Genomic DNA, 15,937 nt, shown 5'->3' on the forward strand with positions numbered 1-15,937 from the left:
AGTTTCTAAAGAGCATTGTAAGCGTGATTTATATCGCGCTATATACAATGCTCTTTTTGTTTTTGTGGCAAGCTCACAATACTTAATCAGGTGAATTCCCTAGAACTCTAGCGATCAAAAAGTGTTTATTAAGATTGGCTAAATATCATGTTTAATCAATTGCTAAACTGCTCTTTTCAGCAATGAACGTTGCGATCAGATTACTCATTTTAATTTGACTTTAATGTCTTAAAAAACTATGTGGTAGTAATCATTTAGGGAATTTGTTAAAAATGTAGAAATCTGATAATTGGCGTTAAGTCTGCAAAGTATGCGCGATGAACGCACCATTTAAATATTAGGTTTCTATGGATAAAGTATACCTGCTAGAGCATTTGCACATAATTTCTGAAAACAATGATTGTGTAAAGACAATCGGGATTTATGCTTCTGAGCAAGAGGCAATTGCTGCTGTTGGAAGGCTAAAAGAGCAACCTGGGTTTAGAGATTTTCCAAATATTAACCCCGCTTCTTGTGACGAAAGTGGTTTCTATATATCGTGTTACTCACTTGGTAAAGATAATTGGGCTGAAGGTTTCGTAATAATCGACACCTAACAAAGTCATAGTCATCAGCCTAAAAAGCTTGGTTTTCTCTCATTCCTAGCTAAATTTAGCCTAGCTTTTTAGGCACATATTAAGGCGTTAGTTGCCTATGAAACTTAAACGTGTAATTTATGAACTGTATGAAGTTGACTTTGGTTCGCTAAAAGGAGAATCAGGCTCTGATTCTCACGAAATAGATCGTGAGATATATTTGGAATTTGAATCGGGTAATAGGGTTTATTTTTCTTGGTGCTATGAGCCTGTTCAATACTGCATTGGTTTTCAATCTAGCAGATTCAATGCTAGTGAACCTGATCATGTCATTGAAGCAACTAACTGGAATATTTGGCGTGATTTAATTGGTCAAAGTCTTAATTTTGTCTTTATTGATGAGTCGCACCAAGTTTTGGAGTTAAAAGGCCAGATTTCATCTGTTTTTCTGTCTAGCCAAGAACAAGGGTCGTGGGTGGCAGATGTATTACATATTTCAAAAGATTTGCCAGTAATAGACAACTAACAAGTTACTCAAAAGGATTCAAAGCGCTTGGTTTGAACCCTTTTGTGGCAAATTTAAGCCAAGTATTTATGCGACTATTAGTAAGGGGATAGATAGCTACTTTAAGCTTAAATAGCTCTAAAACTCTTTTTAGTTTGCCAATTTAAAAAATGCTTCAGGGTTATTCGTAAGGAAAATATTAGGACATGGAAAAATTTGTACTCGCAATTTTAGTAATCCCACTGCTTATTGGGTTTGTAATTTTTTCTGTCAATTCAGTCTCTGAATTTAGAAAATCATTAGAAAATTGTTCTCATCCATTGCTCGTTAGTTGTTTCCCGTTTTTATTTCTAACTAATAACTTCTTCAATTCAATTGCGATTTCACATAAAAAAGAGGCTTTTAAAAACCTAGGACTGGCTTTATTGTGCTGGCTAACCGGAGCTGTTATTTTGAATGTTGCCCATCAATTCCAATATGTATAAGAAGCTAATGATTAGCGGTGGACTTGAATTAACTCTTTGTTTGATTGAGATATTACTTATTATTATGTGTTTGTTATTAATGACTCTTTTGGTATAAAAAGCTATGTACCTTTAAGTGATTATGAACAATAAGTTGTAATTGATGAAGAGCATCAGCTTTACCTTGAGCTTTCTATTTTATTTCTGGCCAAGCTAATTATCTGTTGCTAATGATTATTTTGAGTAAATATCTATTTTTTATTAGTTTCATTTACTTGTTTAGCTATACAAGGAAATGAATCGCCTGACACTGTTTGGGCTTATTCACCAAAGCATTTTGACTGTAGCCCTAATGAAATTAGCGTAAACGGTAGAGTCTCTATTATGTTTGGAGAGAACTCATTTAAAGAGTTAGCTATTTATCGTGAAGCCGATAGCACATGGTTATTTTTGGTTGTTGATAGTGCTCCAAAAGAAATGAAAAGTTTAATGTCTACTTCTCAGCTTAAAGCTACAAGTTTAGTCAGCTTAACCCCCGAAACCATGGGTTTTCGCTGGGAAGCTAATGGTTTTAATGAGATTCTTTTCACAGTTCCCGGTAAATACACTTTTTATAATAGTGATAATTTAGAAAGCGAAATGGGTGGGTATAAATGCGATATTGCTATTACCCGAAGCTGATTTTCTAAACTACAAGGTATGATATGTGGAGTGAAATTGATAACGGAGAAACCATAGGAACGATAGATCTGAAAGTGGTGAAATAATTAAAGACGAGGAGCATTCAAAAGGTGCTCGCCTAACTTTAGAAAAAGATAGTGTTAATGCACCATACACCTTAACAAGTGGGGTTTACGGTTGCTTCTTTCATACAACTCACTTATCAAACATAAAAGAGGGGATTAGTGAATTTGAAGCAATGAAAGCTGAAATATCAGAGTTCGTTAATAAAGAAACATCAACTGATGAAGAACATGATTGGATTTTAGCGTTTGTTGGTAGAAATAAATAACTATCAATTAATTATAAAGTAGAAATTAAACAGGTATAGCTTTATCGACAAACACTTTGTGTAAATATTAATACCTAATAGTAGCCTTTAACAGACAGTACAAAATAAGCTATGGAAAAATTTGAAGAAGAGCTAACAAACTACATTCACGATTTGTTTCTAGAGAATGAATTCTTACAATGGAGAAAAGGGCTTAAGCAATATTCAGAAGGCCAGTGGCACTCGCTAATCGTAAAGTTAGCTAACGCCAATGCACCGATAGATAAGTTAATGTACTTCGGTGAAAAAATTTATTCTCAATTAGTTTTCAATTATGTTAAAGCTCCGGATTACAAAGAATCTAGAATGTTAATGATCCAGTTTACTGTCACAGGGAGCCTATGGCACTGTTTGGTATGGCATTGTCCAGAACGAAATTAAAACGCTTATTAAATCACTCAACCTATACGCTTACTATTCTGACGCTAAGAAAGAACAGTCAAAATGTTTTTTAAATTGGGGATAGAAATTACAAATAGAGTTAGTTCAAAGAGAATGTTGTAAGCATTTATGTGTAGTTTATGCTCTTATTGAAGTATATAAACCATTATAATCTCTTAAGTAAAGGATTTAATTAATGGAAATCAAACTAGGTCATGGAATCGACACAATTCAATTTGGTCTTACAGAGACGCAAGCTGTTTCTGCGTTAGGAGTACCTGATAAGATATTTTTCACCGATTCAGAAAATAAGCGATTGCAGTTTAACCAGCTTTTAATAGAGCTGACTTTTGAAATTGACAATGATAATCGTCTTGGCTGGATCGAAGTTTACAATAAAAGTGCAGCTTTGTTTGGTTATCAACTTATAGGTAAGCCAATGGCCGAAGTTTTATCAATTATTAAGACCGAACTAGACTCTGAACCTTCTGTTGATGATTATGGCTCGTTTGTATCTGTAACGTTTGAAAAAGAATGGCTAGAACTTCAATTTCATTTTAATAACCTCACAAACATTAATTTTGGTGTTTTGTATAGCGATAACGATCAGCCTATATGGCCAACAACACCACAAGGATGCATTTAACAGCGAGTATAAAACCTTGTATGTTCAGATTAATTTAGGTTTACTATTAAATTTAATTAACTCAAACGTAAATTACATAGTTATTGAAACTAAAAAAAGAGTAAAGCTTTCACTTTACTCTTTCAGATAATTCATTATCTTGTTAACTCGCAACTCGCAACTCGCAACTCGCAACTCGCAACTCGCAACTTATTTCAATCTAATCGATGTCGCTTCAATCTCGATTAAACCTTGTTTAAACAAGCCGCCAATGGCTTTTTTGTAGTTTGCTTTACTGGTTGAGAAAGTCTTTTTAATTGCTTCTGGGTCTGACTTATCACCTAAGTGAAGTACGCCGCCTTCGGCTTTTAATTTAGCTAAGATTTTTTCGCCTAAGTCGTTTACTTTGCCCATACCTGGCTTTTCAAGTAGTACGTCGATTTTACCGTCTTCACGTACTTTTTGAATAAAGCCTTTTAAGCGTTGGCCAACAAACAGCTTTTTAAATACCGTGTTGTAATAAACAACGCCAATGTGAGCTTCGTTTACAAGTACTTTGTAGCCTAGGTCTGTTTTACCGGCAACGATTAAGTCAACTTCTTCCATTACAGAGTAAGTTGGTTCATCTTTCGATAAAAACTTATTAAAGTTGCTCGATGCACAAATACGTTGGCTGGCGTTATCGAGGTATAAACGTACAAGATACGAAAAGCTGTCTTTCATTTTTGGCTTTTGTTCGTTGTATGGCGCTAGTACGTCTTTTTCGAGGCCCCAATCCATAAACGCACCAGTGCTATTGATTGCTTTAACACGTAGTAGGGCAAATTCGCCTACTTCAGCTAAAGGTTTTTTTGTAGTGCCGGTTGGGTGACCAGCGTGATCTAAGTAAATAAATACTTGCACGCTGTCGCCAGCTTCTAGTTCGTAATCAATTTCTTTGCTTGGTAAGAATACTTCGCCTAAATCACGGCCATCTAAATAAGCACCTTCGTTAGACATTTCGTTAACGAAAAGGGTTTGTGTGGTTCCTAAAATACTCATTGTTATTCCTGTTCTGGCTTTTTCTTACGGCGCATTGGAGCAAAACCATCTACATCAATTGGTGCTTGAATAGGGGCTTTTGGCTTTTTAGGGGCTGCTTTGCGTTTTGGTTTTGCAGGTTTAGCAGCCACTTTTTTCTCTGCTTTTTTCCAAACTGTGTTTGGTTTTTTCTCACGCAGACCTTTAAATTTACCAACAAGGCCGTCAACGGTGAAAAAGCTTAATTCATCATTTAAAAATGCTTTAATTGCTTTGTAGCTTGGCCAATCTTTCGGGCCCACTAACGAAATAGCAGTTCCTTTAAAGCCTGCGCGACCAGTACGACCAATACGGTGCACATACTCTTCAGCATGTTTTGGTAGGTCGAAATTAATTACGTGGGTTACGCTTAATAAATCAAGACCACGTGATGCAACATCAGTGGTGATTAAGATTTTAAAGTTTTCACGGCTGAAGGCGTCCATAATTTCTAGGCGTTTGGCCTGTGTTAAGTCACCCGCAAGCGCTTGCGCTTTAAAGCCTTTATCATTTAATAGCTGGCTTAAACGCTGAGTGTCGGCACGTGTTGCGGTGAAAATAATGCACTGTCCAACATTGTCTTGTTTTACAAAGTGCTCAAGTAGAGCTTCTTTGTGATCTAAGTGATCAGCTAAATAAAGTTGCTGGGTAATGTCACTATGTTGCTCGTTAGAAGCACTTAACAGAATTTGTTTTGGCGAACGTAAAAGGTTACGTGACAGGGCATCAACTTGTGCATGGTCAAGAGTTGCAGAAAACAATAACGTTTGGCGTAAACGGTGATCAGCAAGCTCGTTAATCATTTTAACTTGATCGGTAAAACCTAAATCTAAAATACGGTCCGCTTCGTCAAAAATTAACAGTTCTAAGCCTGAAAGCTGTAATGAGCGTTGACTCAAATGGTCAGCTAAACGACCCGGTGTGCCCACCACAAAATGTGGATCTTTACGAAGAGCCTTTATTTGGTCATTAAAGTTTTCACCACCCAGTACTTTTACAGCACTAATATTTGTACCAGCAATTAATAGCCTTAATTGGCTGTACACTTGGGTTGCTAATTCGCGGGTAGGCGCAACGATTAAAACGCGAGGGTCGCGTTTACTGAGTGCTTTTTGTTTCATTACGCGCTGTACAGCAGGTAATAAAAACGCCAGCGTTTTGCCCGATCCTGTTTTTGACTGTGCAAAAATATCATGGCCTGCGATAGCTGTAGGTACCGCGTGAGCTTGAATGTCAGTGGGCTGGGTGATGCCTTGATGCGCAAGTTGTTTTTCGAGGCGTGTATCAATCCCAAGTTCAGTAAAATGCAATGCGTAATCTCCGATGAGCAAAATTTGTAAATCCTGTTCATTATAACGCACTTGCCTCACTTGGAGACAGTAAAAACACAGCTATTTCGCATCAGTTTTTGCAATTATCGCTAATTCGCGTAAAATACGCGCCCTCAATGCGCCGGATTTGCGATTCGGTTAACGCCCCACATGGGCATTTAAAGCAAAAGGTAAAACCATGACTGCTGTTCATAAAGACAATGTAACTAGCGAGCACTTTGTTGTTTGCGCACTTTACAAATTTGTAGCCCTTCCTGATTTTGAAGCGATTCGCCAACCACTACTTAAAGTAATGGAAGACAATGAAGTACGCGGTACTTTGTTACTTGCGGCTGAAGGTATCAACGGTACTGTTTCTGCTAAACGTGAAGGTATCGATAACCTACTTGCATGGTTAGATTCACAACCAAACCTAGACAACATTGTGACTAAAGAGTCATACGATGACGAATGCCCGTTCTACCGTACTAAGGTAAAGCTGAAAAAAGAAATCGTAACTATGGGTGTTGAAGGTATCGACCCACGTGAAGTTGTGGGTACATACGTAAAACCAGCTGACTGGAATGCGTTAATTTCAGACCCAGAAGTGATTCTTATCGATACACGTAACGATTACGAAATCGAAATTGGTACTTTCCAAAATGCGGTTGATCCAAACACCAAAACGTTCCGCGAATTCCCAGCGTGGGCGAAAGAAAACCTAGACCCAGAAAAGCACAAAAAAGTGGCGATGTTCTGTACCGGTGGTATTCGCTGTGAAAAATCAACTGCGTACATGAAAGAGCAAGGCTTTGACGAAGTATTCCACCTTGAAGGCGGCATTCTTAAGTACTTAGAAGAAGTACCAAAAGAAGAAACCATGTGGGAAGGTGAGTGTTTTGTTTTTGATAACCGTGTAGCGGTAAATCACGACTTACAAAAAGGCTCTTACGACCAATGTCACGCGTGTCGTATGCCTATCACTGAAGAAGAAAAGCAAAAGCCAGAATACATGGAAGGTGTATCGTGTCATCACTGTCACGACAGCCTAACAGAAGAGCAACGTGCACGTTTTGCTGAGCGTCAAAAGCAAATCGAACTAGCACAGGCGCGTGGCGAAGGTCACATCGGTAACGAAGCGCAAGAAGTTCTTCGTAAGCGAAAAGAAGCTAAAAAAGCGCAAAAAGAGGCACAGCGCCAACAGTAATTGTTAGCTTTATGAATTGATAGAAACCCCAGCATAGTCTGGGGTTTTTTTATGCCTATTCAAAAAGAACAAATAACTGATCAATCTGATTGTGTAGAGGTAACCATAGCAAGCGAAGCACACTTAAAAGAGGTCGATTCATCACATTGTCGTTTCTAATTAGAAAACAAAGGCGATGTATGGGTTTATTTCACCTTGGCTAATTGTTTATTAAACGAAGTCAGCTTTTTATTGATCACAAAGCTGTTACACTTCGTAACAATTAAAACGATTCTTATTTAGGTGAAATTTTGACAATTGGCAAATTACATACATGGACTTTAATTGCCTGTATTAGTTGTGTTTCCGTCGCTGAGGCGGCTAATGTAGTTGTAGAATCAGTGTCTGTTGAAAAGTCTAAACAACAGATAAAAGCAGTGGGTAATGCAGAAGCGATCCACTCAGTCACTCTTTACCCAGCCGTTGGGGACAGAGTCACTGCTGTTTACTTTAAACCAGGCGATAACGTTGCCAAAGGTGACTTACTTTTAGAGCTTGATTCACGTAGACAAAAAGCAGCGTTGATCGAAGCTGAAATTACTTTAAAAGATGCTGAGCGTACCATGAAAAGGCTTGAAGAAAGTCACGCCCGTGGTGCGGTGCCGCAAAGTGATTTAGATGATGCAAAAACGCTTTATGAGCTTGCAAAAGTTCAGTTAATGCAAGCGAAAACAGAGCGTGAAGACCGCGAAGTTCGTGCTCCTTTTAGTGGTGTTATGGGTTTAACTGACGTTGAAGTAGGCGATAGGATCACAACCCAAACAGCCATTGCGACTATCGATGATATTTCTGAGCTTTATATCAATTTTAATGCCCCAGAAGCCGCTATCTCAGTGCTTAAACAAAAGTCCTCGGTCGAAGTGGTGCCTTGGTTAGGCGATAAAGCTTACACGGCTAAGGTGGCAGAGCTTGATTCGCGTATCAATGCCCAAACCCGCACTCTTAGAACAAAAGCCAAACTTGATAATAATGCCCAGCAATTTATGCCGGGTATGAGCTTTCGTGTGCACATAAATATTCTAGGTGAAGAGCTTGCTGTAGTACCTGAAGCTGCGATGATGTGGGGGGCAGCAGGTCCTTACGTATGGAAAAGCGTCGATAAAAAAGCAACTCGCGTTGATGTAAAAATTGAGCAGCGTCTAGCAGGGCGCTTGTTAGTCTCTGGTGGCTTAAACGAAGGTGACTTATTGGTGACAGAAGGAGTTCAGCGCCTAAGACCTAATCAAGAGCTTAACTTCATCAATGACGTGCAGTTAGCCAAGGAGTAATGATGAAACAGCAACCTATGATGGAAGACTTACCATCAATGGCGATACGTCGCCCTGTTTTAATCGTGGTACTTAACTTACTCATTATTATCGCCGGTATTGCAGCAATAGCAGGGGTTGAAGTACGTGAGCTACCTGATGTTGATAGACCTCGTATTACTGTATCAGCGTCTTTTCCTGGTGGTTCACCGGAGACCGTAGATACCGAAGTAACTAGCAAGCTCGAAGGGGCGGTTGCTAGGGTTAGTGGTGTAAAGTCGATTCGCGCGCAAAGTGAAGAAAACAATGCTCGTATCGTGGTTGAGTTTCGTCCCGGTGTAAATTTAGATGATGCTGCAAACGAAACGCGTGAATCGGTAGCCCGTGTGCAGCGAGAATTACCCGAAGAAGTTGAACGGGTATCAATTATTAAAGCCGATAACGATGCCGAAGCGGTTGTATCGTTAACGGTATCAAGTGATAGCTTATCCCTTGAGGCGTTGACAGAGCGTGTTGATGTCGACTTAGCTCCGCAGTTTTTAACCATTCCTGGCGTTGCTGATGTTCGTTTAAATGGCGACCGTGAACGGGTGCTTAGAGTGCGCATCGACCCACTTAAGTTAAGCAGCTTTAACCTTACGGTACCAGATATTGCCAATGTACTTCGCCAAGCTCCCTTTGATGTGCCTGCGGGTAGTTTAAAATCAAGCGACCAACAGGTGATTGTTCGTGCTGATGCAACGTCAATATCAGCAGAACAAGTAGCCGATATCATCGTTCGTGACGATACCCGTATTGGCGATGTTGCGGCTGTTTACTTTGGCCCAGCCGATCCGCGTTCATTCGTAAGGCTTAATGGCACACCAGTGATTGGCATGGAAATTATTCGTCAGGCGCAATCTAATACCATTGAAATTTCTGATGAAGTGCTAACTTTAATCGAACGTATGCGAGTGCGTTTTCCTGAAATGGAATTTACTTTAACCTCTGACGATGCTCAGTTTATCAGAAGCTCAGTTGATGAAGTTATTAACTCACTGTTACTAACCGTGCTGTTAGTGGTGATCACACTGTGGGTGTTTATTGGCTCATGGCGCGCAACGCTGGTTCCTGCATTTGCGATACCTGTTGCATTAATTGGCTCTTTAGCACTTATTTGGGCGCTTGGTTTCTCAATTAATATTCTTACCTTGCTTGCACTCGTGTTAGCTACAGGCCTAATTGTAGATGATGCCATTGTGGTAAGTGAAAACATACAACGTCAGCGGGGCTTAGGTCTTGGTCGTCGAGCAGCTGCAGTGGTTGGTACCCGTGAAGTATTCTTTGCTGTTGTGGCAACAACCGCTGTATTGGCTGCGGTATTTGTGCCTATCGCTTTTTTACCATCAACAGCAGGGCGACTATTTAGAGAGTTTGGTGGGGTATTAGCTGGCGCTGTTATCATATCAAGCTTTGTTGCCCTGTCTTTGGTCCCTGCGCTGACATCAAAACTGAAATTAAAGCAGGGCGGTTTTCATCCATTTGCAAAAGTTGGCCATGTGTTAGCCGCTGTTTATAAGCGTACAATACATGGTGTACTTGAGCATGCATGGCTTACCTTCTTTGCATGTTTGTTGGTTGCTGCGGGCTCTGGGGCACTGTATTTCAATTTAGATAACGAGTTATTACCAACAGAAGATCGCGGTAAAATCCGTATTTTTGCCCGTGGCCCTGATGGTGTTGGCCTGAATTTTATGGACAGGCAAGCGGTTCAAATGGAAGATATCTTACTGCCGTATGTTGAAAGTGGTGATATTGAGTCTATTTACACTGTGGTTGGGCAGTGGGATCCAAATATTGTATTTATTACTGTGCCACTAAAACATTGGGACGAACGTCACTTTAGTCAGCAAGAAATTATCAATAAAATACGTGAGCCTTTAGGGAATATTCCTGGTGCGGCTGGTTACCCAGGTGGCTCAAATAGTTTGAACCTGCGTGGTCAAGGTGGTGGTATTGAACTTGCCTTATTGGGCCAAGACTACCTCGAGATATTTAAAGCCGCGCAAGTCTTCTCTGCTGAAATTGAAAAAGCAGTGCCAGAAGTGGCACCTGTACGTATTTCATATCAGCCGTCACAGCCACAATTACGGGTTAATATTGATAGACGTCGTGCTGAAGAGCTTGGCGTATCGCTCAATGATATCTCTGTGACACTTCGCGCTGCAATCAATGGTGATGATATTGCCGATTTAAACATTGGTGACCAATCAATCCCGATTATGTTGCAAGCACAAAACCAAACCATTACAAACCCGAGCGATTTAGCTAACTTGTATGTTGGTGGCCGTAATGGTCAGTTAGTGCCATTAAGTAGTGTGGCAACAATTACGGAAGAAGGTGTTGCAGCTGAGCTTGAGCGCCACGCGCAGCGCCGTGCTATTGAACTGAGTATGGAAATGCCAGAGGGCGTAACTATTGCTGAGCTGGTTACAAAAATCCGTGATATTTCCGAGCAATCTTTACCTGCAGGCATCAGCTTGGCGTTTAAAGGTGAGGCATTAACCTTTGAAGAAACTGCCAATGAAGTATTAGTGACCTATGTTCTGGCCTTTTTAATTGTTCTGCTGGTATTGGCAGCACAATTTGAAAGTGTGAATAGTGCAATCGTTGTTATGATCACAGTACCGTTTGGTATTACATCTGCAATTCTAGCGCTGTATCTAACGGGTACATCATTAAACATTTACTCGCAAATTGGTTTAGTGATGCTGATTGGTCTAATTGCTAAAAATGCCATCTTGCTGGTGGAGTTTGCTGACCAATTACGTGACCAAGGTCGCTCGGTTAGAGTTGCGGTAGAAGAGGCTGCACTAGTGCGCCTTCGCCCAATTGCGATGACACTGGTTTCAACCTTACTGGGTGCATTACCACTTATTTTATCTACCGGCGCAGGGGCTGAAGCTCGTAACGCCATTGGTTGGGTGGTATTTGGCGGTTTAGCACTGGCGGTGTTATTTACCCTGTATTTAACGCCTGTTATTTATCTTGGTTTAGCCCGCTTTACTAAACCAAGGGGAGATGAGTCGAAACTTCTGGCTGAAGAGTTAGAAAAGGCTTAATCCTACTTAATTGGCTATTTTTTCTTTGAAAAAATAGCCAATTACCCTCACAATTAAATCAAATGGTTTAATCTAGGTACGCGTATGCAAGCCGAACACGTCGATATCGCCCAATTTCTTTCTGATCATGCTCCATTTGATGATCTTCCTGAAGAGGCAGTAAATAAACTCGCAGCACAAATCGAAATCGCTTATTTTCGCGCAGGCACAGAAATATTAAATTATGGCGAAGATATCGCTGATTTATATGTCATACGCAGTGGTGCCGTTGAAATGTATCGCCGTGACGGTGATTTATACAACCGTTTAACTATCGGTGGGATCTTTGGTTCAATGGGCCTTCTTATGAACCGTAAAGTACGTTTTCCGGCAAAGGCGCTTGAAGATACCTTAGTTTATTGCATCAATGTTAAGTTGTTTAACGAGTTTTGTGATGAGTACGAAGTGTTCGCCGATTTCTTTGAAGCCGATGGTAATGTGCGCCTTCACCAAGCAATTGTTGAACAAGCTGACAGCAATGATTTAACAACTGCTAAGGTTAAGTCGCTTCTTCATCGTGATGTTGTCACTGTGGCAAAAGATGCCTCAGTGCAAATGGTTGCGCAATTGATGACGCAAGAGTCGGTATCGTCTGTGCTGGTTACTGATGCCGATAAACCAATCAGTGATGATCCTGATGACGACGACGGCCAAGTAGTTGGCATCATTACCGACCGTGACTTACGTACCAGTGTGATTGCTGAAGGGTTAAGTTACGAAGCGCCAGCCGCGCAAATAATGCAAAAGGACTTAGTACTTCTTGATAGCAATGCGTATGTGTTTGAAGCCGTGCTTGCAATGCTCAGAGATAATATTCACCACCTGCCTGTAGTCGTTAAGAAAAAACCGATTGGCGTTATTTCGTTATCAGATATTTTACGCTACGAGTCGCAAAGTAGCTTATTGTTAGTACGCGGTATATTAGCTCAGCAATCGGTTGAAGATTTAGCTCACTATGCAAGGCAGCTGCCTAATGTGTTTGTACGCATGGTTAACGAAGACGCTAACTCACACATGATTGGTACCGCAATGGCTGTAATAGGGCGTACCTTCAAACAGCGTTTACTTGATTTAGCTGAAGAAAAGTTTGGCCCACCGCCGGTTCCTTATTGCTTCATCGCTCTAGGTTCAATGGCGCGTGATGAGCAATTAATTGTTACTGACCAAGATAATGCCATTATCCTTGATAATAATTTTAACGAGGAGTTACATGACGAGTACTTCCAGAATTTGGCTGATTTTGTTTGTGACGGTTTAGCTGAGTGTGGCTACAAGTATTGTGAAGGCGAAATTATGGCGTCATTTAAAAAGTGGCGTTTAACACGCGAGCAGTGGAAAGAGCAATTTGCAGGTTGGATGGCCGAACCTAAACCGCAGGCTTTGTTACACAGCTCGATCTTTTTTGATTTAGACGGTGTTTACGGTAAAAACAAATGGGCCGATGAGCTCAAACGCTTTATCGCAACAGAAGGGCGTAAGAATAAACGTTTCTTGGCAAACCTTGCAGCGAATGCGCGTAACAGAACACCGCCTTTAGGTTTCTTTAAAGACTTTGTGTTAGAGCATAATGGACAACACAAGCGCTCTATGAACTTAAAACGCCGTGGTACAGCGCCTTTATCTGACGTAATACGCGTGCACGCATTAGCAACAGGTAGCCGTAAACAAAATTCATTCGAGCGTTTAGAGGATATTATCGAAGCTAAATTACTCCCTGAAGGTAAAGCACAAGATTTACGAGACGCCCTAGAATACATTGCCATGATCAGAATTAGACACCAAGCATGGCAAATAGAAAAGCTTGATGAAACGCCAGATAACGACTTAGAGCCTCATTTACTTTCTCCTTTTGAGCAGCGTAATCTCAAAGAGGCGTTTGCCATTTTAGATAAAGCGCAGAGCTTCCTTAAATTCAGGTATTCTGCTAACACTGGGATGAAGTAATGGCAAAACAAGGCGCAAAACTTGATTGGTCGACTCGGTATCAACAGTTATTAGCACAGAGCAAACAGCCACTAATTCAAGCGTTTTATGAATCAGCTCTTTGTGATTTAAACATGCCTATTAGCGATGTACCCTTAGTAGCGCTTGACTTTGAGACAACCGGTCTAAATTATCAAAATGACGATATCGTCAGTGTTGGTTTAATCCCATTCAATACTAAGCGTATTTTTTGTAAAGATAGCCAACATTGGATTGTTCAACCAAGGCGTAAGCTTGCTGAAGAGTCGATTGTTATACATGGTATAACTCACTCAGAAGTGAGCGATGCACCTGATTTTTCAACGATTATGGAGCCTTTGTTAGCAGCATTAAAAGGCAAAATTATAGTGGTGCATTTTGCTCCCATTGAACGGCACTTTTTATATCAAGCGTTGCAAGCTCGCTTAGGCGAAGGGCTTGAATTTGCTGTTATAGACACGCTAGATCTGGAAACTCGTGCTCTTAGAGCAAAGCAAGGGTTACTAGGGCGATTATTTAACTCTAAGCTTGATTCTGTGCGCTTAGCAGACTCTCGTATTCGTTATTCGTTACCTGCGTATCAAAACCACAACGCACTGAATGATGCCACAGCCACCGCAGAGCTGCTACAAGCGCAAATAGCTTACCACTACCGCCAAGATACACCGCTAAGCGAATTACTCATATAGCGCCAGTAGCAACGGCTTTTGCCAGTTAATTTAAATTATCTGAGCAAAGCTTATAAATAAAAAACGCCGCAAATGCGGCGTTTTTTATTATTTAACGGCAGGTTTAGTGTCTTGGTTCTGTTCGTAAGCCAAGAATTAAACTTACACACATTAATAGCAATACAAAGGTAAATGGCAAGCCCGTAGATACGGCGCCGGCTTGTAAGGCTTCGATTGCTTGTGTGCCACCAATCCAAACAAGTGCTGCTGCAATAGCACCCTCGATTGTTGCCCAGAAAATACGTTGAGGTACTGGTGCGTCAACTTTACCACCGGCAGTGATAGAGTCGATTACTAATGATCCTGAGTCTGATGAAGTAATAAAAAACACGAGTACTAACACAATTGCAATGAATGAAAGCACTTGCGACATTGGTAGGGCTTCAAACATTTGGAACATTGCAAGTGGTACATCAGTTAAGCCTTTTTCACCTAGTACACCCACTTTATCAATAACTTGTTCAATAGCGATACCACCATAAATCGACATCCAGAAGATAGTCACAACAGTAGGAACTAGTAATACAGCAATTAAGAACTCACGGATTGTACGGCCTTCAGATACGCGCGCAATGAACATACCTACAAACGGTGACCATGAAATCCACCAAGCCCAGTAGAATACAGTCCAGCCATGCATCCATGTTTCATCTTCACGACCATGAGGGTTACTTAATGGAATAATGTTCTCAACATAACCCATTACAGTATTTGGAAGGTTGCCAAATGCTGCAGAAAAACCAACAAGTGCAACAAATACAAGTAATACAAAAGCAATAAGCATGTTTACGTTACTAAGCAGTTTTACACCGCCATCAATACCGCGAACAACAGAAATCACAGCAAGTAACGTCACACCCACAATAACGCCAATTTGTAAGCCAATTCCGCTATCAGTACCAAATACATGGTTAATACCTGCAGCAGCTTGTTGCGCGCCTAAACCAAGAGACGTTGCAAGGCCAAATAGAGTGGCAAGTACAGCGAGAATATCAATAAGGTGGCCAGGCCAGCCCCATGCTTTGTCACCTAAAATAGGGTAAAAAATTGAACGAATTGATAACGGCAAACCTTTGTTATAGCAAAAGAATGCGAGAGAAAGCGAAACAACGGCGTAAATTGCCCAAGGGTGTAAACCCCAATGGAACATAGTTGCACCCATTGCCATTTTGGCAGCTTCTGGCGTGTTTGCTTCAACACCGAGAGGTGTTTCGTACCAGCCTGTAAAGTAAGCTACAGGTTCTGCTACGCCCCAGAACATTAAGCCTATACCCATACCTGCAGCAAATAACATTGCTAACCAAGAAATACGAGAGTGAGTTGGACGCGCTTCTTTACCACCAAGGCGGATGTTACCGTATGGTGAAACAATTAACGCTAAGCAAAACAATACGAATAAGTTTGCTGACCACATAAAAAAGCCATCAAAGTTATTAATAATGTCGTTCTTAATACCATTCAGGGTTGTTTTTGCTGTTTCAGCATCTGAAATAAGTGTTGCCACTAAGAATAGGGCAATTAAACCAGCACTAATGCCAAATACAGGGTTATGCACATCAAAACCCCATTTTTGTACATTGTCCTGACCGACGGTGTAGTCGGTATTGTCGATACTGTACTTATCATGATGTTCGCTCATGAATA

General features: G+C 40.7%; 14 protein-coding genes. 11 read left to right on the forward strand and 3 right to left on the reverse strand.

Annotation, left to right across the window (positions count from 1 at the left end):
* Window positions 1–347 precede the first annotated feature (347 nt).
* The 6 genes from AADY36_RS08015 (at window position 348) to AADY36_RS08040 (ending at window position 3,622) form a co-directional block, all read left to right on the forward strand.
* Window positions 348–596: a DUF7336 domain-containing protein gene (locus tag AADY36_RS08015; protein WP_342408810.1), complete on the forward strand. Its 249-nt coding sequence runs from the start codon at window positions 348–350 to the stop codon at window positions 594–596.
* Between the two features lie 97 nt (window positions 597–693).
* Window positions 694–1,101, forward strand: coding sequence for a hypothetical protein (locus AADY36_RS08020; protein WP_342408811.1), 408 nt, complete (start codon window positions 694–696; stop codon window positions 1,099–1,101).
* Between the two features lie 185 nt (window positions 1,102–1,286).
* On the forward strand, window positions 1,287–1,565 hold the full coding sequence (locus AADY36_RS08025) for a hypothetical protein (RefSeq protein ID WP_342408812.1): 279 nt from the start codon (window positions 1,287–1,289) through the stop codon (window positions 1,563–1,565).
* 363 nt (window positions 1,566–1,928) lie between these two features.
* On the forward strand, window positions 1,929–2,225 hold the full coding sequence (locus AADY36_RS08030) for a hypothetical protein (RefSeq protein WP_055021948.1): 297 nt from the start codon (window positions 1,929–1,931) through the stop codon (window positions 2,223–2,225).
* Between the two features lie 442 nt (window positions 2,226–2,667).
* Window positions 2,668–2,976: a hypothetical protein gene (locus tag AADY36_RS08035; protein ID WP_063705461.1), complete on the forward strand. Its 309-nt coding sequence runs from the start codon at window positions 2,668–2,670 to the stop codon at window positions 2,974–2,976.
* 196 nt (window positions 2,977–3,172) lie between these two features.
* Complete coding sequence (locus tag AADY36_RS08040; protein ID WP_063705457.1) at window positions 3,173–3,622, forward strand: hypothetical protein; 450 nt, start codon at window positions 3,173–3,175, stop codon at window positions 3,620–3,622.
* Between the two features lie 189 nt (window positions 3,623–3,811).
* Here AADY36_RS08040 and AADY36_RS08045 read toward each other — a convergent pair whose 3' ends face one another.
* Window positions 3,812–4,642 carry a CvfB family protein gene (locus AADY36_RS08045; RefSeq protein ID WP_342408813.1) on the reverse strand — a complete coding sequence of 277 codons (831 nt, stop codon included), beginning with the start codon at window positions 4,640–4,642 and terminating at the stop codon, window positions 3,812–3,814.
* 2 nt (window positions 4,643–4,644) lie between these two features.
* Window positions 4,645–5,970: a DEAD/DEAH box helicase gene (locus tag AADY36_RS08050; protein WP_054551932.1), complete on the reverse strand. Its 1,326-nt coding sequence runs from the start codon at window positions 5,968–5,970 to the stop codon at window positions 4,645–4,647.
* 199 nt (window positions 5,971–6,169) lie between these two features.
* Here AADY36_RS08050 and trhO point away from each other — a divergent pair, with 199 nt between their 5' ends.
* From trhO to AADY36_RS08075, 5 genes are all read left to right on the forward strand, one after another.
* Window positions 6,170–7,177, forward strand: coding sequence for an oxygen-dependent tRNA uridine(34) hydroxylase TrhO (gene trhO, locus AADY36_RS08055; RefSeq protein ID WP_055197229.1), 1,008 nt, complete (start codon window positions 6,170–6,172; stop codon window positions 7,175–7,177).
* A gap of 290 nt (window positions 7,178–7,467) precedes the next feature.
* The gene (locus AADY36_RS08060; protein ID WP_446728734.1) at window positions 7,468–8,484 is read left to right on the forward strand and encodes an efflux RND transporter periplasmic adaptor subunit; all 1,017 of its coding nucleotides are present in this window, start codon (window positions 7,468–7,470) and stop codon (window positions 8,482–8,484) included.
* Between the two features lie 2 nt (window positions 8,485–8,486).
* Window positions 8,487–11,564: an efflux RND transporter permease subunit gene (locus AADY36_RS08065; RefSeq protein ID WP_342409268.1), complete on the forward strand. Its 3,078-nt coding sequence runs from the start codon at window positions 8,487–8,489 to the stop codon at window positions 11,562–11,564.
* 84 nt (window positions 11,565–11,648) lie between these two features.
* On the forward strand, window positions 11,649–13,547 hold the full coding sequence (locus AADY36_RS08070; RefSeq protein WP_342408814.1) for a DUF294 nucleotidyltransferase-like domain-containing protein: 1,899 nt from the start codon (window positions 11,649–11,651) through the stop codon (window positions 13,545–13,547).
* Window positions 13,547–14,254: a 3'-5' exonuclease gene (locus AADY36_RS08075; protein WP_342408815.1), complete on the forward strand. Its 708-nt coding sequence runs from the start codon at window positions 13,547–13,549 to the stop codon at window positions 14,252–14,254. Before AADY36_RS08070 ends, AADY36_RS08075 begins: the two co-directional genes overlap by 1 nt.
* A 103-nt stretch (window positions 14,255–14,357) precedes the next feature.
* Here the strand turns inward: AADY36_RS08075 and AADY36_RS08080 are convergent, their stop codons facing one another.
* Window positions 14,358–15,932, reverse strand: a complete 1,575-nt coding sequence (locus AADY36_RS08080; RefSeq protein ID WP_054561539.1) for a BCCT family transporter — start codon at window positions 15,930–15,932, stop codon at window positions 14,358–14,360.
* Window positions 15,933–15,937: the final 5 nt, after the last annotated feature.

Origin of the sequence: Pseudoalteromonas sp. D15MCD-2, assembly GCF_038562745.1 — a bacterium.
GTDB lineage: Bacteria > Pseudomonadota > Gammaproteobacteria > Enterobacterales > Alteromonadaceae > Pseudoalteromonas.

Bases quoted from the DNA above. Each gene is read 5' to 3' on its own strand.
- AADY36_RS08015 (WP_342408810.1), top strand. From the start codon at position 348: ATGGATAAAGTATACCTGCTAGAGCATTTGCACATAATTTCTGAAAAC.
- AADY36_RS08020 (WP_342408811.1), top strand. From the start codon at position 694: ATGAAACTTAAACGTGTAATTTATGAACTGTATGAAGTTGACTTTGGT.
- AADY36_RS08025 (WP_342408812.1), top strand. From the start codon at position 1,287: ATGGAAAAATTTGTACTCGCAATTTTAGTAATCCCACTGCTTATTGGG.
- AADY36_RS08030 (WP_055021948.1), top strand. From the start codon at position 1,929: ATGTTTGGAGAGAACTCATTTAAAGAGTTAGCTATTTATCGTGAAGCC.
- AADY36_RS08035 (WP_063705461.1), top strand. From the start codon at position 2,668: ATGGAAAAATTTGAAGAAGAGCTAACAAACTACATTCACGATTTGTTT.
- AADY36_RS08040 (WP_063705457.1), top strand. From the start codon at position 3,173: ATGGAAATCAAACTAGGTCATGGAATCGACACAATTCAATTTGGTCTT.
- AADY36_RS08045 (WP_342408813.1), bottom strand. From the start codon at position 4,642: ATGAGTATTTTAGGAACCACACAAACCCTTTTCGTTAACGAAATGTCT.
- trhO (WP_055197229.1), top strand. From the start codon at position 6,170: ATGACTGCTGTTCATAAAGACAATGTAACTAGCGAGCACTTTGTTGTT.
- AADY36_RS08065 (WP_342409268.1), top strand. From the start codon at position 8,487: ATGAAACAGCAACCTATGATGGAAGACTTACCATCAATGGCGATACGT.
- AADY36_RS08070 (WP_342408814.1), top strand. From the start codon at position 11,649: ATGCAAGCCGAACACGTCGATATCGCCCAATTTCTTTCTGATCATGCT.
- AADY36_RS08075 (WP_342408815.1), top strand. From the start codon at position 13,547: ATGGCAAAACAAGGCGCAAAACTTGATTGGTCGACTCGGTATCAACAG.
- AADY36_RS08080 (WP_054561539.1), bottom strand. From the start codon at position 15,932: ATGAGCGAACATCATGATAAGTACAGTATCGACAATACCGACTACACC.